The sequence below is a fragment of the Alkalibacillus sp. S2W genome, assembly GCF_046764385.1.
Taxonomy (GTDB): Bacteria; Bacillota; Bacilli; order Bacillales; family Alkalibacillaceae; genus Alkalibacillus; species Alkalibacillus almallahensis.
The window spans coordinates 1,086,981-1,108,863 of the sequence record NZ_CP177234.1 but is presented as its reverse complement, the minus strand read 5'-3'; the positions used below and the strand labels follow the sequence as shown (position 1 = coordinate 1,108,863).

19 protein-coding genes and 1 pseudogene are annotated in these 21,883 nt (G+C 37.5%); 6 read left to right on the top strand and 14 right to left on the bottom strand.

Features of this window, described 5'->3' with window-relative positions; translation table 11 throughout:
- Position 1: 1 nt before the first annotated feature.
- The 4 genes and pseudogenes from ACKXGF_RS06030 to ACKXGF_RS06015 all read right to left on the bottom strand — a co-directional run bounded on the left by ACKXGF_RS06030 (position 2) and on the right by ACKXGF_RS06015 (position 4,297).
- On the bottom strand, positions 2–1,378 hold the full coding sequence (locus ACKXGF_RS06030) for a TrkH family potassium uptake protein (protein ID WP_411955308.1): 1,377 nt from the start codon (positions 1,376–1,378) through the stop codon (positions 2–4).
- Positions 1,379–1,591: 213 nt separating this feature from the next.
- Complete coding sequence (locus ACKXGF_RS06025) at positions 1,592–2,017, bottom strand: YwpF family protein (RefSeq protein WP_167263985.1); 426 nt, start codon at positions 2,015–2,017, stop codon at positions 1,592–1,594.
- A 63-nt stretch (positions 2,018–2,080) separates the two neighbouring features.
- Positions 2,081–2,614 carry an HD domain-containing protein gene (locus ACKXGF_RS06020; protein WP_167263987.1) on the bottom strand — a complete coding sequence of 178 codons (534 nt, stop codon included), beginning with the start codon at positions 2,612–2,614 and terminating at the stop codon, positions 2,081–2,083.
- Between the two features lie 409 nt (positions 2,615–3,023).
- Positions 3,024–4,297 (bottom strand): annotated as a pseudogene (locus tag ACKXGF_RS06015) (MFS transporter).
- Between the two features lie 254 nt (positions 4,298–4,551).
- Here ACKXGF_RS06015 and ACKXGF_RS06010 point away from each other — a divergent pair.
- Both ACKXGF_RS06010 and nfsA read left to right on the top strand, forming a co-directional pair.
- Positions 4,552–6,033, top strand: a complete 1,482-nt coding sequence (locus tag ACKXGF_RS06010; RefSeq protein ID WP_411955307.1) for a methyl-accepting chemotaxis protein — start codon at positions 4,552–4,554, stop codon at positions 6,031–6,033.
- Positions 6,030–6,770 carry an oxygen-insensitive NADPH nitroreductase gene (nfsA, locus tag ACKXGF_RS06005; RefSeq protein WP_411955306.1) on the top strand — a complete coding sequence of 247 codons (741 nt, stop codon included), beginning with the start codon at positions 6,030–6,032 and terminating at the stop codon, positions 6,768–6,770. Before ACKXGF_RS06010 ends, nfsA begins: the two co-directional genes overlap by 4 nt.
- Before the next feature lie 39 nt (positions 6,771–6,809).
- On the opposite strand, the gene ACKXGF_RS06000 is transcribed toward nfsA, so the two are convergent.
- Both ACKXGF_RS06000 and ACKXGF_RS05995 read right to left on the bottom strand, forming a co-directional pair.
- Entirely contained in the window at positions 6,810–8,435 is a 1,626-nt protein-coding gene (locus ACKXGF_RS06000; RefSeq protein ID WP_411955305.1) for a BCCT family transporter, read from the bottom strand.
- 67 nt (positions 8,436–8,502) lie between these two features.
- Positions 8,503–10,917: a penicillin acylase family protein gene (locus ACKXGF_RS05995; RefSeq protein WP_411955304.1), complete on the bottom strand. Its 2,415-nt coding sequence runs from the start codon at positions 10,915–10,917 to the stop codon at positions 8,503–8,505.
- Between the two features lie 141 nt (positions 10,918–11,058).
- Between ACKXGF_RS05995 and ACKXGF_RS05990 the strand changes: the two genes are divergently transcribed.
- Positions 11,059–11,709 carry a hypothetical protein gene (locus tag ACKXGF_RS05990; RefSeq protein WP_411955303.1) on the top strand — a complete coding sequence of 217 codons (651 nt, stop codon included), beginning with the start codon at positions 11,059–11,061 and terminating at the stop codon, positions 11,707–11,709.
- Between the two features lie 87 nt (positions 11,710–11,796).
- On the opposite strand, the gene ACKXGF_RS05985 is transcribed toward ACKXGF_RS05990, so the two are convergent.
- Together ACKXGF_RS05985 and ACKXGF_RS05980 are read right to left on the bottom strand one after the other, a co-directional pair.
- Entirely contained in the window at positions 11,797–12,273 is a 477-nt protein-coding gene (locus ACKXGF_RS05985) for a glutathione peroxidase (RefSeq protein ID WP_411955302.1), read from the bottom strand.
- Positions 12,274–12,752: 479 nt separating this feature from the next.
- Entirely contained in the window at positions 12,753–13,280 is a 528-nt protein-coding gene (locus ACKXGF_RS05980; protein WP_411955301.1) for a PepSY domain-containing protein, read from the bottom strand.
- Between the two features lie 143 nt (positions 13,281–13,423).
- On the opposite strand from ACKXGF_RS05980, the gene ACKXGF_RS05975 reads away from it, so the two are divergent.
- Positions 13,424–14,032, top strand: a complete 609-nt coding sequence (locus ACKXGF_RS05975) for a hypothetical protein (RefSeq protein ID WP_411955300.1) — start codon at positions 13,424–13,426, stop codon at positions 14,030–14,032.
- Here the strand turns inward: ACKXGF_RS05975 and ACKXGF_RS05970 are convergent.
- From ACKXGF_RS05970 to ACKXGF_RS05960, 3 genes are all read right to left on the bottom strand, one after another.
- Complete coding sequence (locus ACKXGF_RS05970; protein ID WP_411955299.1) at positions 14,029–14,946, bottom strand: PepSY domain-containing protein; 918 nt, start codon at positions 14,944–14,946, stop codon at positions 14,029–14,031. The two genes, ACKXGF_RS05975 and ACKXGF_RS05970, sit on opposite strands and share 4 nt — an antisense overlap.
- A 138-nt stretch (positions 14,947–15,084) precedes the next feature.
- Positions 15,085–16,425 (bottom strand): sensor histidine kinase, encoded by a 1,341-nt coding sequence (locus ACKXGF_RS05965; protein ID WP_411955298.1) that lies wholly within the window; start codon positions 16,423–16,425, stop codon positions 15,085–15,087.
- Positions 16,412–17,101, bottom strand: coding sequence for a response regulator transcription factor (locus ACKXGF_RS05960; protein WP_411955297.1), 690 nt, complete (start codon positions 17,099–17,101; stop codon positions 16,412–16,414). Before ACKXGF_RS05960 ends, ACKXGF_RS05965 begins: the two co-directional genes overlap by 14 nt.
- An 82-nt stretch (positions 17,102–17,183) precedes the next feature.
- Here ACKXGF_RS05960 and ACKXGF_RS05955 point away from each other — a divergent pair, with 82 nt between their 5' ends.
- Positions 17,184–17,483, top strand: coding sequence for a TIGR04104 family putative zinc finger protein (locus ACKXGF_RS05955; RefSeq protein WP_411955296.1), 300 nt, complete (start codon positions 17,184–17,186; stop codon positions 17,481–17,483).
- Positions 17,484–17,497: 14 nt separating this feature from the next.
- Positions 17,498–17,893, top strand: coding sequence for a thiol-disulfide oxidoreductase DCC family protein (locus ACKXGF_RS05950; protein ID WP_411955295.1), 396 nt, complete (start codon positions 17,498–17,500; stop codon positions 17,891–17,893).
- A 39-nt stretch (positions 17,894–17,932) separates the two neighbouring features.
- On the opposite strand, the gene ACKXGF_RS05945 is transcribed toward ACKXGF_RS05950, so the two are convergent.
- From ACKXGF_RS05945 to ACKXGF_RS05935, 3 genes are all read right to left on the bottom strand, one after another.
- The gene (locus ACKXGF_RS05945) at positions 17,933–18,784 is read right to left on the bottom strand and encodes a CAP domain-containing protein (RefSeq protein WP_411955294.1); all 852 of its coding nucleotides are present in this window, start codon (positions 18,782–18,784) and stop codon (positions 17,933–17,935) included.
- 531 nt (positions 18,785–19,315) lie between these two features.
- Positions 19,316–20,512 (bottom strand): cystathionine gamma-synthase family protein, encoded by a 1,197-nt coding sequence (locus ACKXGF_RS05940; protein ID WP_411955293.1) that lies wholly within the window; start codon positions 20,510–20,512, stop codon positions 19,316–19,318.
- An 84-nt stretch (positions 20,513–20,596) separates the two neighbouring features.
- A complete protein-coding gene (locus ACKXGF_RS05935; RefSeq protein ID WP_411955559.1) occupies positions 20,597–21,805 on the bottom strand; it encodes a M24 family metallopeptidase in 1,209 nt (402 codons plus the stop codon).
- Between the last annotated feature and the right edge of the window lie 78 nt (positions 21,806–21,883).

The window sequence follows — 21,883 nt, the reverse complement described above, 5'->3', positions numbered from 1 at the left end:
TTTATCCTATATTAATTTTCTCTTTTGGATAACGGTAACGATCTCTCGCCTTTCCTCGATTAAATGAAAATAAGAAAGTCAAAATACCAATACGTCCAATTAGCATTAATGCAATGAGGATCAATTGGCTAAACGTTGATAAATCCTCGGTGATTCCCATCGATAGCCCTGTTGTTCCGAAAGCTGAACTCACTTCAAAAATAATACTTGTTAATGACAAATGAGCATCGATCGCTGTAATAATGATGACACAGGAGAAGAACATCACCATAGCCAGTAATGTCACAACAACTGCTTTAAATAAGTCCTCTTCTTCTATCTCTCTACCAAAGACTCTTACGCGATTTCGACCACTGGCAAATGTAAAAATAAAAATAATAACTAAAGCGAATGTTGTCGTCCGAATACCACCACCGACACTACTAGGAGATGCACCTATAAACATCATGGATGATAAAAAGAGTTGGGTTTGTTCTGTAAATTCATTCATATCAACAGTCGACAACCCGCCACTTCTAGCTGTTGTAGATTGAAATAGGCTATAAAATAGTGTTTCATGCCATGATTTATCTGCAAAAAAGTGATTAGACTCTAAAATAATAATAACTATGAACGAAAATGCTAGTAGTACAAAATACGTTAAACTTGTTAATTTCGTAAATAAAGAAAAGCGTTTTAAATTACGTTGTTCTTGTGATATTTGTAAATATTCTTTGACTTCAATTAATACTGGAAAACCAATGGCACCAGCAATAATCAATAATATATTGATAAACTGAACAAAATAATCTTGAGCAAATGGCTCTAAGGATTGTCCCGTTATATCAAAACCACCATTCGTTGTTGCGCTGACTGAAGCAAAGAAACCTTGATAATACGCTTCAAGTGCAGAGTCAAAATAAGTTAAATAATATGTTCCTAAAATTAAAAAGCCAACAAATTCAATAGCTAAAATAACAAAAAACATATCTTTAACAAGCCGAACAATTCCTGCGATTGATTTAGTGTTTTGATCGGTCATGATTAATCGTCTTTCTTTAAACCCTATCTTCTTACCTAATACAATCCATATTAACGTTCCTAATGCCATGACACCTAAACCACCAATTTGTAAAGCGATGGCTATGACAAATACACCAAATACACTAAAAGAACTTGCGGTTTCAACAACAGTTAATCCTGTTACAGTAACTGCACTTACAGCAGTAAATAATACTTCCATTAGATTTAACTCGACGCCTGCTTTGTGTGCAATCGGTAATGATAACAAGACTGTCGCAATTGAAGCTGCTAAAAAATAATAAAGTGAAATCAATTGAACAGGTGTTAAAACATCTAGTATGGATTTAGTTGGTGTTAAACGATTAATCCGACTCATTGTATATGTTCTCCTTCGATGATAATAATTCCTGCAATATCGCTTAAAAAATGTCTTAATATTGTTAAAGAATGTCGATAGTACTTATTATGTCGCATGTTTTATCTTCCATCAACCATTTTTTGTATTCGACTGTTTTTGAGCGTTGCAACGTTCATATAAAAATAACCCTAAACTAGATTCGATTGCCTAGTTAGGGTTAACTTCTATTCATTAAAAAGTGTTTTCTTGGTTTTTCTCTTTAAACTTATTTAATAATGAGTCGCCTTGGTAACCTGCCTCAATAAGTTGTTGCAATGTCTCTTCTACTTGTTGACGTTCACGATTAACCATATCTCCCATTAAAATCACATTCATATCTTGATCAATGTTATTAACGGATTGTACTTCTGCTAAAATAGTTGCTTTAGGATTCGATTCTTTCGTAATACGCACTTGTGTCACAAGCTCTTGTTTTCCATCTAATTTCCGTACGAAAAAATCTTGATATTTCTTAGGAATATACGCTTCTATTAACCAGCGGGATTCATCAACTTCACGATCAATAATTAATGCATCGAAAAAAGCAATATCTTTCGTAGCAAGATCATCACCAGATTTTTCTAAAACGTCAAGTGACACAAGCTTAAATGATTTCATCGAATCTTCCTTTCCTACTTCACCTCTATTATAAAGTAAACGAACAGAAGACAAAAGCCCTTATTAGGAAATGGACCGTTTAGGATCTTGGCTTTGCAAAATCCGTTCTTCTAATCGAGCTAAACGTTCATTTGCTTCGCCGGTATCCATCTCAACATAATGATGTGCCCCACCTGGTAACTCTTCCATTTCATCTGCACGAAATACGACATCATGTAATGGTGTTCGCATTGATTCTATTGAAAATGGTAAATATGAGTCTGTGTGTAGCAAGATTGCAATTGAAATTGTTTTAGCTCGTTCTTTATTTTCACCTAAGCGAATTAATAACTTATGGGATCTTTCCGCCCCTTTTATGGCATGAATGTCATGTTTACGATATTCATCATAATCCCATTTACCATCTTTATACCACTCATAATGCCCAATATCGTGAAGCAAAGCAGATTTAGCTGCAAGATCAAGGTCAACACCTTGTTGTTCAGCTAATGTGACGGATTGCTCTGCAGTTGAGACAGCATGGTGAATGCCAGAACGTTGCAAATATTTTTGTGTGATTGGATGATTAAATATTTCATTTAATGTGACTCGTTGCATTGTTTTACCTCCTTTTCTTATGGTTTTCCATCGTTTAGTTTTAAGAAACAATATAGCATAATATGCAATTAAAAAGCAATTGTTAATGGTTTTGTTTAGTTTATAAAATACCCCGGATTAGTTATTTCAAAACTAATCCGGGGGTATTTCAATAATTGGCTTATTTTTTTGGTTCTGTTAAAGTTTTATGTGGTTATTAAATGAGTTAGCACTGAGTTGTTGAATTGTGAGGAGCGAAGGTGGCGACTCCTGCGGGAATAGCACGTGTCTCGAGACCCCGCAGGCCACGCTTTTCGGCCGAGGAGGCTCGAGCCGTGCCCGCGGAAAGCGTCCACCGAGAGCGGATCACAATTTCAACAACGGACTTTATCAAAGCTATTTTAAAAAGTTAGTGAAGTTTTTTAATAAATTATGTTGTAGGGCTTGATTCTCGGAAAATTAGCGAAAATAGTAACAGTGATAATAAGACTAAGCCCATAAAGGCAAAAAAGACGTTACTGAATACGGCGCTATCACCACTAACGGCTAAGATATTCACAGGATGTTGTGGTGAAAACAAATCAAGCGCTACCCCTACGATTGCCCCACTTAATGCGCCGGAAACGAAATTCATCAAGTTAAATACACCCATTCCGACGCCTGTTTCTTGTTTGGACAATAAGTTCGCTAAAATATCAGCACCTGAAGCTTGCACGAGTGGGAAGCACATCATTGGAAACACAAGCATGGCACTGACAATCCATGGAGTTAAGCCAACAGTTGAAGATACAACAATAAATCCTGTCATTAAGAAGCTTAAGCTCATGATATAGACTTTACGTGAACCAATTTGATCCACTAGACTTCCACCTTTTCGTCCAATCAATGCTGCACTCATAGCCCCTGGAAACATGACAAGACCTATTTGCATGGTGGTTAGATCATATACATCTCGTAACATGATGGGTACAGTAAACATTAAACCAAATAAACAAGCAACAGCTAGAAAACTTGAGGCAAGAGCAACAATATAGTTTCGATTTTTGAATAAATGAGGCGGTATAAATGGATTTTTCGCTGTAAACATTCTTACTGTTCCAAATATACCAGCTAATCCTGTGATCCAAAAAACATTTAAATTTCCTAACGTAATACCAATAATTGTAGTTGAAATTGTCACCGCAACAAGGGCTGCACCTAAATAATCTAATTTAGCACTGACTGTTTCTTCTTCTGGAAGGTTCTTAAGTAAAAACGGTAGTGTAACAATCATTAAAGCTGATGTTAAAAATAAATACTGCCACGTTAAAAATCCTGCAATCACACCACCTAGTATGGGGCCGATTCCTGATGCGAAAGCCATAACAGATGAGATAATACCAAGAATCTTTCCACGCTCATTTGGAAAAAAACGAATTGGAGCAATAAATGCAATCGCAGGCATCATGGACCCACCCACTGCTTGAATCACACGAGCTGCCAACACAAAGTAATAATTAGGTGCTAAAAAACCAATCACTGAGCCAATCGTAAAACAATTAAACCAAACGTAATTAACTTCTTAAATGCTACCATATCAGCTAACTTGCCATAAACTAATGCTCCAACCGAATAAATCATAATATAGCCTGTCATCACCCAACTGACTTCAGATGGTAATAAATTAAAACTTTCGGCAATGTCAGGAATTGCTATGTTGAACATCGTTCCGTTCATGACCGAAAACATTAAGACGAAACAAATCGAAAACAATAACATTTTGGGATTTTCTATATGTAGATTATTTTTTTCTTTTTCAGATTGCATCTAAGCTTCCCCTCTCCCCTTATCCTTATTAATCATAATGATTCGGAGTCATACTTGCAATTATTTTATACTTTCCAGTCTACCTAATATTTTCTATTTATGATAAGATAATTTTAAATATAAATAATTTCCAGAATATTGAGGGGGATTTTATGTCTAATCGCGACACATTGTCGATTGAACAGCTTTCTTTGCATCGTAAAAACAAGCTATTATTCATCATGATCACGATCATTACAATTATAAGCACATTGGTGAACATATCAGCAGGATTGTCTATGCAATTGATCATTTTTGTTCTACTTGCTTTAATTGCTATCTTAATAGTAACAGGTTATTTGATTAAAACGAAAAAGGCGATGACCATTGTTCCATACATATTTATCATAGGATTATCGCTTATGCTTGCTTATATCGTTTTAATTGCAAGTGTTGCAACTCATAATATCGGTTTAATATTTTTCCTACTCATCACATCAGCAATTTACATGTCGCTGCCTTTATTAATTTTAGGTTTCACCTCAAGTATGATCATTTTTCATACTCTCGTTTTTATGCACAGCGACCAATTAGACTTACGATATGAAACAACGTTGTCATTTATCTTGTTCACTGCCATCATTTTATTTGGACTTCATAGAATTACTAAACAAACAGATCACGAATTAGAACAGTTACGACAAGAAAATGATTTAAGATTCCAAAATGAAATCAAACAAAAAGAACATATCGAAAAACAAACAGCGATCATTAAGAATAGTATGGAAGAAATTAAATCTCAATCGAACGTCAATATTCAAGCATTTTCTGAGATGCATCGTGCCATCCAGGAAATTGCATCTAGTACAGAAACACAAGCTTATGATTTAACAACAATTAATAATTCTATTAATGATACAGCCACTAATATTGACCACATGATGCATCACTTAAACGATATTCAAGAAAATACAAATGAAACATCTGATCAAGCCCAAGCAGGTAAAGTAGAATCAGACCAAATGATTGAACAGATTAAAACGTTTGAAAATAGTATGAATCAAATGCGTACAACTTTTAAAGATTTAACGGAAAAAGTTGAATCATCAGCTACGTTTATTCAATCAATTAAAGAAATTAACGAACAGACTGGCCTACTAGCTCTTAATGCCTCAATAGAAGCAGCGCGTGCTGGTGAACATGGTAAAGGTTTTGCTGTTGTCGCTGATGAAATCCGTAAATTAGCCGACAATACTGATAAAACGGCATCTAATATTTCCGATAATCTTAATGCTATGAAACAGACAAATGAACAAACTGATGAACAAATGCAAAATCTTCTAAATGTATTACAAGACAATATTGCAACAATCAATCAGAGTAGCGAACGATTTAATCAATTTGAAGATGATACGAAAGACCTTCAAGAAAAATTAAACCAATTTAGTCAGATTGCTGAGCAAGTCAATGAAAGTACAAGACATATTAATGATACAATGGAACAAATCTCTTCTAAAGTTCAACATACTACAGCTTCTGTTGAAGAAATAACTGCAACTGTTCAAGAACAAACCAATCAGAATTCACAGCTTCATGAAGAGATTGAAAAAACCACTGAAGCATTACAACAACTTACAAAGGAGTCATCAAGATGAATGAAACCATCGACTTACTTATGAATCATCGCTCAATTCGAAAATTTAGTGATGAAAAAATAACAGAATCCCAGGTCAAAACAATTGTTGAAGCCGGTCAAGCCGCTTCAACTTCAAGTTACTATCAAGCCTATTCTATAATTGGCGTTACAGATCCAAACATTAAACAACAACTACGAGAAGTAAGTGGTCAACCTTATGTGGAAGAAAACGGTCATTTATTTGTATTTTGTGCCGATCTCAATCGATTGGCGCAATCACAAGACGAAGCAACACGTGAACAAATGAAAACTAACCTAGAAAGCACAGAATTCTATATGATGGCAACAATTGATGCCACACTTGCTGCTCAAAATTGTGCTGTAGCGACAGAATCGCTCGGCCTAGGTATGTGCTATCTTGGCAGTTTACGTAACGATGTTAAACGTGTGAATGACACTCTTAACTTACCAGAATATGTCATTCCTTTATTTGGAATGGCTGTTGGTGTCCCTGAAGAAAAGCCAGAGCGTAAGCCGCGTTTTGATTGGACAACCGTATATCACGAAAATCAATATGATGTAACAACAGCAACTGAGTTTCATGCTTTTGACAAAACCGTAACTGATTATTACACACACCGGAAAACTAACGGTCGCGACGATCAATGGAGTGAACAAATCAAACGTAAGTTAACCAATCCGATGCGTCAAGATGTCGGACCGTTTATCCAAGATAAATCTCTAAATCGCCATTAAACCAAGAAGAGGGACGGAATAAATTTCCGCCCCTCTTTTTTATTCTTCATCATTTGGTTGTTTTTTCTTGCGTCGTCGTTTCAACTTCTGTCTGATATTTTTCATATCAAGTATTATGGTTTTCGGTTCATACTGCTCATCGATTTTTAAGTCACGAGTTGAAGTCTTCATAAATGACCAAGCGATTAAAAACATGATGAATATGAGCGGGAATCCACCGACAATACTTGCCGTTTGTAACGTTTCTAATCCACCTAAATACATGAGGGTCAGTGGTAATAAACAAATTGTAAACGCCCAAAACATTCGGTTCCAACGCAACGGTTCCCCATCTTCTAACCTTTTTTGTGTAACTGAAGCTAAAATGTACGAACTTGAATCAAATGTTGTAGCTAAAAACACAACTGATAGGAAGACAAAAATAGCCACCATCACATTCGAAAATGGTAATTGATTAATGATTGATATGATCGCTGCAGGCGCACCTTGATCATTTAATATTTGGACAACATCAAATTCTCCTGTTATTTGCAGAAACAATCCAAAATTACCCATAATGCCAAAAAACAATAAACAACCAATTGAACCATATACTATAGATCCTACAATAACTTGACGAATCGTTCGACCTCTTGAAATCCGCGCAATAAATAACCCGACAAATGGTGCATAAACAAGCCACCATGCCCAATAGAATACCGTCCATGACTCTGGGAACCCTGTTTCTTCAATGCCATCTATAATTGCAAATGGTTCTGTCCAGGTACTCATGTGAAAGAAATTATCTAATATTAGGCCAACACTATTCGTGGTCGTTTCCAATATAAACAACGTAGGTCCAGTGATTAAAACAAATAATAATAAGAAAATCGATAAACCTAAATTCAGATTACTTAAACGCTTAATTCCTTCCTTTAAACCAACATAAGCACTAATTGCAAAAATTACGGTAACGACTAATAACACAATTGTGCGTAACAACATGTTATCTTCAAATCCAGTTAAATCCGCAATACCTCGAGAAATCAGTGGTGTACCAAGGGCTAATGTTGTCCCTGCCCCGCCTAACAAACCAAAAATGAACAAAACATCAATCAGCTTACCGACCATTGTATCCGAATAACCTTTTAACAGAGGTCTGAGCGTTTCACTAATTTTAATAATAGGTTTTTCTCGTACATAGAAGAAATAGGACATCGGAACAGCTGGAAGAGCATAAATGGACCAAGCAATCGGTCCCCAGTGAAAAATACCGTACGTAGAGGCCCACTGAATGGTTTCAAGTTGATCAGATGTCGGACTCAACCCAAAAGGTGAACCTTGATAATAAAAGGCCCACTCAATGGTACCCCAATATAAAATACTCGATCCAATCCCTGCAGAAAATAACATTCCAGCCCATGCTGGAGTACTAAATTCAGGAACTTCTTCTTCTTCTCCTAACTTCACTTGACCGTTTTGACTAAAAGCAACAAAGATAAGAAAAAAGAAAATCGCTAACCCCATCGTTAAGTATAAAAAACCGAACCTGTCAGACATCACACTATTTAACTGTGCAACAAAAACACTACCCGCCTCTGGATAGATAATTAACGGAACCACAACGGCCAATATAACAATAAATGAGATAATAAACGTTGGCCAATCAATTAATCTTGTTCTCATGTGTACGACTCCTTATGATGTAATGGTCTTAGTATGAACGAGGCGGGTAACATTATGAGTGATTACTCTATTCAGCCAACAATTGGAAAGTCTCACCTGCAAAATCTTCCATATTTGTCGTATGATATTGACCTTCTACCCAATCGGTAATTTGATCATCATACCATTCACTACGGTAATGCCCTGCTTGGCCTGGGCCGACAATATGATCACCTTGAAGCGGTTCTACCATATCCGTCACAAAGCGCCAGCTTGCACCATGATCAACAATACCATTTTCATTATGTGAAGCAGCCATTACCGTGACAGGACTGCCATCAACAGGTTTAGGTTCTTTTTCATTAAAGAAGACATCTAAAAACGCTGTACTTGATAATGGGTGTTCGAAATAAACTTGATGATAATCTCCCCACTGCCAAGCACTTACATCTGAACCATGGTCTGATTCAATATTTTCAACTGCTTGCTTAAAAGCCTCACGCACAACAGTCTGTAAACCGCCATTCTTTTCTATCCAACTCACTGATTCGCCTTCATAACTATGACGTATTAGCTCATCAATCGTTTGACCACTCCCTTTAAACATGCCCATTAAGTCTTCAGAAAATGCCTCTTCAAATAAAACTGCTTCTATATTAGCGAACAATCGATCAAAAACCAGTGGCCCAGCTAACTCTCGTTTATCTTGAAAATTCCATTCGGCTAATGTGTCTAAGGCATTAGATTCCGTTTCTGACCAGTCACCATCTGATAATAATTCAGTGAACATCGGAACAAACTCACGTGCTCTCAAATTCTTCGTATCCATTTGTAATGTTTTCATATCTTCTTTAGTTAGCTGATCTCGTTCTTCTAAAAACTCATGGATCCTAGTGTAGCGGTAAGGCTGCGCCCAAACATGACTAATATGATAAAGGTATTCATCTGAAATAATCTTATTGTTAGCTGTTCCGACAAATCCTTTTTCAGGGTTAACTAGTGTCGGTAACTCATCATAAGGAATGGTTTCTGTTAGATCATGATCGGGATTCCAACCTTCCATCGGTAATAAGGCCTGATCTGGCTGATCATATATAGGAATACGACCGTTTGCTTTATAAGCGATGGTGCCGTCCGTACTTGCAAAGACAAAATTTTGGGCAGGAGCATGAAAATCCTCTAATGCCGTTTCGAATTCGTCCCAATTCGAGGCTCTGTTCATTTGTAAAACGGCTGACAATTCTTTTGTAGCCTCTAGTGCTGTCCAGTCGATCGACATAACCGTTTGATTTTCTTCAGCTTCAACTGGATTCGCAAATTCAGAAATGACTGGTCCATGTTTCGTTTCAACAACTTCATAATCAATAGGTTCCTCACCATCCACTTCAATCGTTTCATTGATCACATCAGCTTCATACCACTCATCATCATACAAAAATTGATGAGGGTTTTCTTCATGCCTTTTTTCTAAATAAAGTTGCTGAACATCCGGGCCTACATTGGTGACACCCCAGGCAATGTCTTGATTTTGCCCTAAAATAACGCCAGGAACACCAGCAAAAATAACACCAGACGTTTGATAATTTGGTGAATCTAATTGAACTTGGTACCAAATAGATGGTGTAGCCAAGCCTAGGTGCGGGTCATCTGCTAATAAAGGTTGCCCTGACTCCGTTTTATCGCCTGATACAGCCCAATTATTGCTCCCATTAAATTCTGGAGGCGACGGGGCTTTTGTCATGCTTGCCGTGACATCTACGTATTCCTCATCTGAAATATTTGTCAAAGCATCTTCAGGATAAGAAGGAAATAATTCATATGCCTCTTCTTCCGGGAAATTATGAATTAAATGATAGTTAAAAGCCTGACGCTCCCAATGACCGCCGAGATCGTATGCCATGAATTTACCAATGGTTAGCGAATCAAGTGGTGTCCACTCACGCACTTCATCCAAGCCCATTAAAGCAAACTCAATCGGCATTCCGTTCTCTTCATCGGCCTGCTCAATATAAGCATTCACTCCTGCTGCATAAGCTTCTAAAGCTTGCATTGTTTCATCATCATATTCTGAAATCGATTTCTCTGCAGCACGTCTTAACCCTAATGTACGGAAGTATTTATCTTGATTCAGTGCCATATCACCAACAACTTCACTCAACTTACCTGAAGCTTGTCGACGTGACATCTCCATTTGAAATAAACGATCTTGTGCCGTAACAAAACCTTGTGCAAAAAATAAATCCTCATCATTTTCAGCACTAATATGCGGTACACCATCATCATCACGAGTGATATCAACATCCTCAGATAAACCTGAAAAACTATCACTTTCATCAATAAATTGACTAACCTCCACTTCTCCTTCAGTTTTCGGTAGCGACCGATTTATGTAAGCGTTTACAACCAATAGTGCAATAATCATGATTACAACTAAAATTCCAATGATAATAAGACTCCATTTCAAACCTTTATGCATACGTTTCTTCTGTCCTACATCAACCATACTAATCTCCCCCTTTATTCTAATATCATAATACAAATATTCAAAAAAATTAACACTTTTGTGTCGATTCATAGTTTTAATTTACGAATTCCTTTTATTAAGCTTATAATGTATAAGGATATACGAAATGAGGTGACAGAGGTGCCCACCAAAACAAAAGCATTACTCGTTGTGATCATTTTCATTGTGGCTCTAGCAATTGGTGTTGTTTATCTAATGTATCTTGGTTTTACAACAGATGATGATACAGCTTCTTCTCTTAAAGATGAGGCCACAACTTATATTAACGAATCGTTTCCTCACGAAGGAGATGTAACAGAAGTCATTAATGATTCCACTGGTGTTTATGAAGCTTTTCAAAACGCTGCGATTGTTGATTTAGATGAAAAGGATTTTAACATGCTTGTATTTGAAAATGAGCAAGGTCAATTTGTAGACAGTTACGTAGCTGAAGTTTGGGAAGATGAGTTAGAAAATGTCTTACGTCCTGAAATCGAATCAAGGTTCGGTAGCGACGACATGATAAAAGAATTATGGATTGCTTACCCAAAAAATATTGGACAAAAGAAAGAGATAGACGCGAATAATGTTCCATCTGTTGCTGGTCAAGATGTGAAACCACATATTCGCTTAACGATTAACCGCGGTGAGGAAAAAGGTGATGATGAAGATTTGCAAGCTTTAATCGACTTAATCCAATCCGAGTTAGAAGTACCAGGCGGACGAATTACCCTTAGTTATAATGACCAAGCATTTTTATTTAAGGATAGCAATAAAAGCGAGAATTTTTAATGATGCAACACCGATGAGTTCAATAATTCATCGGTGTTTTTTATAAAAAATGCTGAGCTTACAACCATTAGTAAACTCAGCAAAAAGCTATATCAATACGACTAAATCTTTTTCAATTTTATCAGGTGTTGCTTGTGGAGGGTAACGACGAATAACCTTACCGTCACGATCAACTAAAAACTTAGTAAAGTTCCATTTAATTTCTCCACCAAGAAACCCTTTCTTCTCTTCCGTCAAATAAGAAAACAACGGATCTTGTTGTTCGCCCTTAACATCTATCTTTTGATATATCGGAAAACTAACACCATAGTTCAGTTTACAGAAACTTTCAATATCGTTTTGATCATCAAATTCTTGATTCATAAACTGATCACAAGGGAATCCTAATATGTGAAAGCCTTTAGTATGATAATCGTCGTACAGTTTCTGCAATCCCTCAAACTGTGGTGTAAAACCACATTTGCTTGCTGTATTAACGATTAATAAGACATCTCCTTTAAAGTCAGACAATGCTTGAATTTCGCCATTTCCTTTGGTGACTTCAAACTCGTAAATCATTGACATCTACTTTCCCCCAATATTAATACTAATGATCTATACAGTGTTCACAAAATAGCTTACGATCTTGATAAACACCATTTTAAAAACCATTTTCACAGTAAACTACTCTTTCACATCTTATACAATACCCAACAAATTCAATCATCAAACACCACCTATAAAATATTTTTGTTGGTTCAGATTGAATTGTTCGTTTATAATAAATTTAACAGAAAATTAAGGATGGTGAAAGTATGGGTTTAAAGTCACGCATCTATAAATTACTAAGAATTTGGAATGATGTTGATGCTGCTCGAAAAGGAAAGATTGGAAAAAGGGTTGGTAGGCGTGTTGCAGGATGAGCCTCAGGTAAGTTTTTGAATAAATTATTTAAATAAAAAGTCAGATGAATCACGATTCATCTGACTTTTTTAAACGGTTAAATTCCATATTCCTAATATATTTTATCTATTTTCATTATATTCGAAATGATTGTTAGACACTTATGAATTGACGTCTAAAACGACACCTGTATAAGCATCGACGATAACATGAAAATCTTTTTCATCGTAACGAACTATTACTTGATAGACCAATGTACCATTGTTTTGAGTTAAATCAACGCGTTTCGGTTCCCCGTTCACGGTTTCCAATGCCAATTCAATCGCATCTAATTGTTCAATTGTTGTTCCTGTTGCAGTTAGACTATGAGACGGTTGCTCTTCTCGACGATATAAATGTTTAACATAACCATTTCGACCGTCAATTAAAACATCGAATGTTTCATCATCTTGATTAACGGTTACTTCAAATTCATTGTGCTCATTTAGAGTAACCTCGTCGATTGTTCCTTGCATGTATTGATTAATAATGTTTTGTAATTCAGATTGACTTAGTAACGCTGGATTCATTTGATCATCCTCCGCTTTAGCAATATCTGCTTCAGAATGTTGTGTCTCATTCGTTATTCCGAAAATCGTACCAAACATGAATGTTCCAGCGAATGTACTATATAGGATCGTTTTACGCATTGATCTCCCTCCAATTCATGACACTTACAAGTTTACTCATGAGATATGAGAAAATAAGAAAAAGAAGATTAAAATTTGATTAAAATATTGGTAAAATATCAATAGCTCTAATAGAAATTGAAGCTAAGGAAGGAGACTAATCTATGAAGAAAACATTAATTTGGTCCATCGCTACAGGTATTGCAGTAATTCTAATATTTATTTGGATGTACCGTGAACCTGCACCAGAACCACAAGCTTTTTCTGAAGTATTCACCAATGACATTGAAGAAGTAGAAGAAGCCAGTGTCTTACGTCGCTCTAAAGGTGAAACAGATCAAGCAGTTACTTCCGAAAGTGAGACAATACAAGCTTTATTAGATGATTTAGGTTCTATGGAGGTACTTGAAGTCGAGAACCAAACCATTGAACCAGACTACATCATTAGTTTTGACCAAAAAGTAGTCGAGTTCTCGGAAGATTATGTCATGATGTTCGGACAAGATGGCGTGAAAACATATGAAATCCTCGAACAAGGAGAACATCTAGATACAATTAAAAATGAATTAGAGTTTGAAACGGTACAAAGCCAAAATAATAGTAGTGAAAACGATAGCAGTAGTGAAAACGATAGCAGTAGTGAAAACGATAGCAGTAGTGAAAACGATAGCAGTAGTGAAAACGATAGCAGTAGTGAAAACGATAGCAGTAGTGAAAACGATAGCAGTAGTGAAAACGATAGCAGTAGTGAAAACGAAGAGGAATCGGATTAATCCGATTCCTCTTCTTCATTCTGATTATTTTCATTTTCTTTTTCTTCTGAGGAGGTATCATTTCGTTCTGTCCACGTCACAGTTTCTACATCGCCGGAAAATCCATTAATCTCAACGATAGCTTGTTCTTCTTCTGTAGCATTGATTGTCACGATATAATAAATGATTCCTTCGATTTCTTGTAACTGAACATTGGCCACTTCCCCATCACCTTGCACTTGTTCTAACGCAATGGTCGTTGCCTCTTCTTCTGTAACGGCAAGTTCTGGTGTAGTATCTTCTGTTTCTCGAGCAATAATCTCACCTGACAATGCATCCACTTCAAGTTGAGTCTGTGTCAATTCATGTTCGATTACTAACATATAAATATCAGATTCATCATCTAATTCGATCGAAGTAATTTCTCCCTCAAATTCTTGATTGATTTGGTTAGTCACTTCATCTGTACTTAGGCGTGTCGGTTCATCTTCGGTTTCGGTTTCATTTTCTTTTTCATTGTCAGGATTATTTTCATCATTCTGGGTCGAACCTTGATCATTGGATGAATCAGAGCTGTTTTGACCGTTGTTTTGTTCGGTCTGATTAGAATCTTGACTTTCTTGATTTGACTGATTAGTAATTTCTTCATCATTTTCAATTGTTGCTTCACGTGTTAAATCAATAATCGCCCCATCTTCACGACTTACTGTCGCATGGTAGACACCCTGTTCTCGGGTTATTTCAAATATGAAATCATTCGATGACTCAGATTTAAAAGTCATTTCACCATCGACCTGTTCTGCTAAACGATTCTCGGCATCCTGTTTAGACAACAATGCCGTTTCATCAGAAAAAATAACTGATTGGGCTAGTAAAAATAACAGCCCAGTTGCCATCACACCTACTACAATCCAAAGTCCAGTACGAAGTCTCATTCTTTTCACCCTAAACTAATGTTTTTACTAAGACTTATGATAACGCACAGAGATTAAAATGAGATTAAAACACAAAATTTTAGCTTTCATCCATCATTTATTTAATTAGTTCCTCTATTTATTAAATAAATCCAATGATTAAAGAATCACTTTGACGGTGGTTCCTTCCCCCGGTGTGCTTGATAAATCAAGCGATGCATCTAATACATCAGCTAATTCCTTAGCTAAAGCCAAACCTAAACCACTGCCACCAGTCGCTCTTTGTCTTGATTCATCGACTCGGTAAAAACGTTCAAAAATTTGCTCTTGTTGAACGTTTGGGATCCCTATACCATAATCTCGAACTATAATGACTGGATTGTCATCAACAAAATCTAGTGTCAGGTCCACTGATGAATCACTGTATTTAAGTGCATTATCTAATAAAATATACAGTAATTGTTTGAGTTTCCCTTCATCTGTATAACGAGTAGTAGGTAAGGCATCAACAAATACTGTCCGTTCATAAGCCTGGTGCATGTGATTCGCCACATCTTGTACTAGAGCGTCAAGATGTACTTTAGACGTGTTTAGCTGCCAATCTTGATCACGTTTAGCCAGAAGCAATAATTGTTCTGTTAAATCGCGCATTCTCCTAGCTTCATTATGAATCGCTTCGATGGCTTCTTCTACCACTTCAAGCCGTTCGTACCCTCGCCTTTTCACCAAATTAGCATAAGATTCGATGACCGTAATCGGTGTTCTTAATTCATGAGACGCATTCGAGACAAACTGTTCTTGTTTTTCGAAGTTAGCTTTTAGCAAGCGAATCATGTCATTGAATGTTTGGCTCATAGTAAACAATTCGTCTTTAGAGCGTTTAGGAAGAGAAATTTCTTGAAACGTTTCATTCTCTTTAATCCGAGTCATTGTCTGAATAAGCGACTGAATCGGTTCCAAAACCAAGTCAGCAACCAGTTTACCAGAGATGACAACTGGCACAATCGCAATTAAAGTAACGAGTAAAATCACTAATTGGAGGTTTGCCAACGTTTCATCCAAAGCATCTAATCGTTCAACCATTTGGACATAAACAACATCACCCTCATTCCAAATGATGGGTTGTTGCACGAATGACACAGTTGATCCATCGATTTCATCTAATCGAGTAACGACGCGCCCTTCCTTTTCTGGTAATGAAGCTCGATATAAACCAACTTGTCTATTCGCTGTAACGGATGTCATCATTTCAAATGATTGGTTAACGACTCGAATCGCCCCATTTGATGGGACATAAGCACGCAGTAGATCTTCCGTTTCTACAGAAGAATTGAGATCATGAACGTTCGAAGTCATTGCTTGCGCTTCTTGATCTAAACGATTTAACTCACGGTCATAGGCTTCCTCAGCAAATAATACATAAATAGCAACAGAGAAGGCAATCAGTAATACAATAAACAACCCGGTTGTCGCGACAAAAATTTTATTACGTAGTTTCATACGGATCCTTTAGCACGTAACCGACACCTCTGACTGTATGGATAAGAGGTGACTCGTCTTCTTGATCAACTTTTTTACGTAAGTAACGGACATAAACGTCGACAACATTCGTGTCACCAACGAAATCATAGCCCCAAACAGCATTTAAAATTTGCTCACGCGACAACACTTGTCTTGGATGCCGAAGAAGTAATACAAGCAAGTCAAATTCCTTAGGTGTTAATTCAATCGTTCGATTTCCACGAATGACATCACGTGTTGATACGTTTAAATGAAGGGGCGGAAAGTTCAACCAATCACCGTCATCTTCTATTTCAGTAGAACGTAAATGTGCCCTGATTCTTGCGAGTAACTCTTCGATTTGAAAAGGTTTGGTAACGTAATCCTGCGCTCCACTATCCAGTCCCGTCACTTTATCTTCAACTGTGTCTTTAGCCGTTAACATAATGACAGGTGTCGTTTGATTATGCTTACGATAACGTTTTAAGATATCTAGTCCACTCATCTCAGGTAGCATAATATCAAGTAAAATAAGGTCGAATGTTTCGTCACGCATGATTTCAAGGGCATCATAACCAGTGGAAACAGTCGTGATCCCATACCCTTCAAATTCTAATTCTAACTGTAAAACACGCGCGATTTTAGCTTCGTCTTCAACAACCAAGATATGCGTCATCTCATCACCTTCTGTTACGACATTTTCTAAGGTCTATGATATCATAAAGGGAAAGGTAATACAGATTATTGAGGTGATTTAGATGTTCTCGTGTGCAAGTTGTGGCTATAAATTCAAATATAAAGAAGCTATGCCGTTCAGTTGGAATGCTCGTGTTGGCCGTGATTGCCCAAATTGCGGGAACCGGCAGTATTATTCTGCAGCAAGTCGTAAGAAGTCCATGTATTTTACCCTAGTCGGCATGATCATCATCATTTTTTCGAACAGCATTAATCTGCCATTACCCTATGTATTTTTAATCGCAGGCGTTATGGTAAGTGCGTTATTATTACTAACGCCTTTTATATTTGAATTATCAGATGAAGAAGAACCCATGTGGTGATGAAGGATGCTAATATGAAAACCGTTATTTTCTTTGATGGCGTTTGTAACTTATGTAATGGTATTGTTCAATGGTTGATTGAACGTGATCATCAGGATTCACTTCGCTTTGCTCCGCTTCAAAGTGATTTAGGTAGACGTGTCTTAGACGATACTGGATCAGCCGATTTAGACAGTATTATTGTCATTCGAAACAACCAACGCTATGTAAAGTCTGATGCTGTTTTAGTCATTGCTGAGGAATTAGGCCGACCTCACCAGAGTTTAAGCTTACTCAAATGGCTACCTAGACAGGTACGTGATGTTGGCTATGACTTCGTTGCCAATAATCGTAAACGTATATTTGGCGAGCGCGAATCATGTATGATGCCGACACCTGACTTAAAGCAGAAGTTTTTAAATGTTAAATAAGCACGTGTTTCCTCAATTATTTGGAAACACGTGCTTATTTTATTTAGCAATAAACATTTGTGTCCAATAAGGATTCATACGACCACTATCTTCATAGCCAATACCAATATGAGTAAAGGCATCATTTAGAATGTTTTCACGGTGCCCTTTACTATTCATCCAGCTATTAACGACTTTTTCAGCTGTTGATTGTCCAGCTGCAATATTCTCTCCTGCAGCGGTATAAGATACATTAAATTGGTCAAGCATATCGAATGGTGACCCATATGTCGGTGATTGGTGACTAAAATAGTTCTGATCAGCCATATCAACCGATTTACGTTGAGCTACATCCGTCACTTCTGAATCATGTTTAAGAGGACTCAAACCATTCTCTTCTCGTTTTGCATTCGTCAATCGAATCACTTCATCAACCATTGACTGATTTGTCGTCACATCGCCTGATTGTTGGCCATTATTTGTTTCGTTATCTTGAGCTTCATTTTGTCCTTGACCTTGATCGTTTTGTTGACCTTGTTGACCGCGATCATTTTCACCTTGTCTTTGGCCGCCCTGTTGACGGTTGGTGTTATCTTGTCCACGTTGACCTTCCTCGGTTTGACCAGGATCAGGATTACCTTCACGATCAAAGAAATTAAATGGGACGAAACGATTACCATCACCACGTTGATTCCCGTCTTGATTATTTTCATATTGAAAACGATTGGCGTCGTTACGATTGTCTGACGTGTCGCGATCTGCCTGATTATTACCGTTCCCATCACCTGTGAATCCAATATCGGTCATGTTTGTACCATCATTGACATTATCATTCGGTTCAGACTCTTCTTGGCAAGCCGTTAATAAAAGCATAATTGCCATTACACCGATCAACCACTTCGTTACTCGCATCTTTAGCATACCTCCTTTCTTCTCTGTTGCATTCATAGCTTGTGCGCTTGTTAGGAGATGATACTGGGTGGATTTTGGAAAAAGAAGCATGTTTGTTCAATAAAATCATTAAAAAATGAGAAGGCATTGTTTTTAAATGTCCTTCTCACCTAAAAAAGTACTTATGATTTTGGATTTGTTAAAGATTGGTTCTTGTTTTCAACTAATTTAGCACTGAGTTGTTAAATTGTAAGTAGCGAAGGTGGCGACTCCTGGTCGACTAAGTTCGGTCACGTCCTGTGACCAACGTCGACATTAGGCCGTCCGGGCCGTCACAGGAAAGGCACGAGTCTCGAGACCCCCAGAGGCCCACAGGATGTGGGTTACTTCGGCGTTCGGACAGGACGTCCGGCACTTATCCGAAGTTCCTTCAGTTGCCGAGAAGGCTCGAGCCGTGCCTACGGAAAGCGTCCACCGATAGCGGATTACAATTTAATAACGGACTTAATCATAGCGAAATTTTAATTGTGTAGAAAACCAACCTCTTAAAGATTATTTACTTAAAGCCTCTTTAGGTAATTTTGCAAAGGCTTGCTCTAAATCTTGAATTAAATCATCAATATCTTCAATGCCTGCACTATATCTTATTAAACCTTCAGGAATGCCCATCGCAGCACGTTCTTCTGGTGTACATTCCACATGACTTGTTAAAGCAGGTGGTCCGACGATCGTTTGAACACAACCAAGACTTGCTGCACGCTTAGCTAATTTTAAGTGAGGTAACAGTTGATATACTGTATCTAAACCACCTTTCACGGAAAAGCTAAGCATACCGCCGAAACCTTTCATTTGTTTTTTAGCGATGTCATGGCCTGTGTGACTTTCTAATCCAGGATAAAAAACATCTTCTACCCACTCAACTGACTGCAAATACTTAGCTACTTGCATCGCATTTTGATTCTGTCTTTCTAACCTTAAATGAAGTGTTTTCATTCCTCTTAATAAAAAGTACGCTGCCTGCGGATTCAATGTCGCCCCGTTAATTTCACGATAATGATACACTTGATCGATCAAATGATGTGGCCCACAGACTATGCCACCTAATGCATCTGAGTGACCGCCAAGATATTTCGTCGCACTATGCAAGACGATATCTACACCAAAATCGAGTGGATTTTGATTGACTGGCGATGCAAAAGTGCCATCAATAACAACAAGGGCTCCTACATCATGACCCGCTTTTGCCATACGTTCTATATCAATCAGTTTTAACGTTGGATTTGTCGGTGATTCTAAATACACAAGTTTACAGCCTTTTGCAATTTCTCGTTCCATCTCTTCATGATCACCAGTTTCGCAAAAAACAACTTCAACACCAGTATTAGGTAAGAATTCCGTAAAAATTTTATTAGTGCCCCCGTAAGTATCTTTGACCGTGACGACACGATCACCAGGACGTACAAATGCGTTTAGAGTTCCAGATATGGCTGCCATACCTGTCGCAAAAGCCGTTGCTGCTTCCGCTCCTTCTAAATCTTTTACTTTATCTTCAAAAGCTTGCGTCGTTGGATTAGTATTACGACCATACACATGGCCTTCTTGCTTACCGGTTGCAATTGCATTCCATTCATCCATATCATCATACCCAAATGAAACACTGTGTACTACGGGGACTTGCGTTGCACCGTATGACAACTGTTCTTTCTCACCTGACCAAAGAGCTTTTGTAGCTGGTTTAAATTCTGTCATGATAACCCCTCCTCAATATATTCATAAAAAGGCGACCTCACATTGTGTCAAAGCCGCCACCCGCTTGATCACTATGGATTAAGTTTAACTTATAATCCCTTGGCTATTAGTTGGAAAGTGATATGGGCTCGTCACGATTAAATCTCTCGAATAATTCGTCAGCAATTCTGCGCCTTGATTCGTTACAACAAAGGATTCGCTCATTTCAATCCCATCTGAATCGAACCATAACCCTGGAATAAAGTGAAACGTCATATTCGGTTCAAGCACCGTCTTATCGCCTTTACGAATACTTGCTGTGTGCTCACCCCAATCAGGCGGGTAATTTAAACCGACTGCATAGCCAAGTCGCGATTCTTTTTCAATGCCATAACGACGTGTTGATTCTCGCCAAGCTTCTTCCAATTCTTCTAGATAAACACCTGGTTTGGCACGTTCGAGCACATTTTCAATTCCTTCTTGGACAATCTGATTTAATCGTTCTAAGCGATCGGACGCATGACCGACTGAAATCGTCCTTGCTAATGGTGCATGATAGCGTTCATAACAACCAGATAATTCTATAATAACGGCATTGCCTTCCTCAAAATAACGATCAGACCAAGTTAAATGGGGTGAAGAAGTATTTTCACCTGTCGGGATCATCGGCACAATCGACGGATAATCGCCTCCAAATTCTTCAGTTCCTTTGATCAATTCGTAGTAAATTTCAGCAGCAGCATCGTTTTCTCTTGCTCCTGTATGAATCGCTTGAATTCCTGCCTGCATCGCTCGCTCTGAAATTTGTCCTGCTCGTCGCATATATTCTAGTTCTTGATCTGATTTAACGATACGAACCCAATTGACGAGTGAAGTCGCATCAATAAAGGTCGCATTCGGTAATTTCTGTAGTAATGTTATATAAGCTTTAGCAGAGAAATAATATTGATCCATCTCTACACCAATTCTGCGATTACCATGGCCTATTTCAGTTAAAATTTCAGCGATAAATTGCATCGGATGATACACTTCTGAATTGACATAGTAATCAGGATAAGACATGACATTTTCATCATACATCCAAGTTGTTGCCTTCGCTCCGTTCTCATCCATTAACCGTCCGACCCAAATTGGTTGCGGCTCATCAATCATGACAATCAACATTTGATGCACATAAAACGACCACGCATCATATCCTGATAGATAATTCATATTGGCTGGATCCGTTATCAGCAATACTTCTACCCCTTGTTTTGCCATTCGAGCTTTCGTTTTCTTAAGTCGTTCTTGATATTCTAAAATATCAAACGTCAACATAATTAACGCCTCCCTTCTTTAATTGACTGAATTTTTTAAATGTTTTGTTATGTTTATTGTATTCCCGTTATAGCT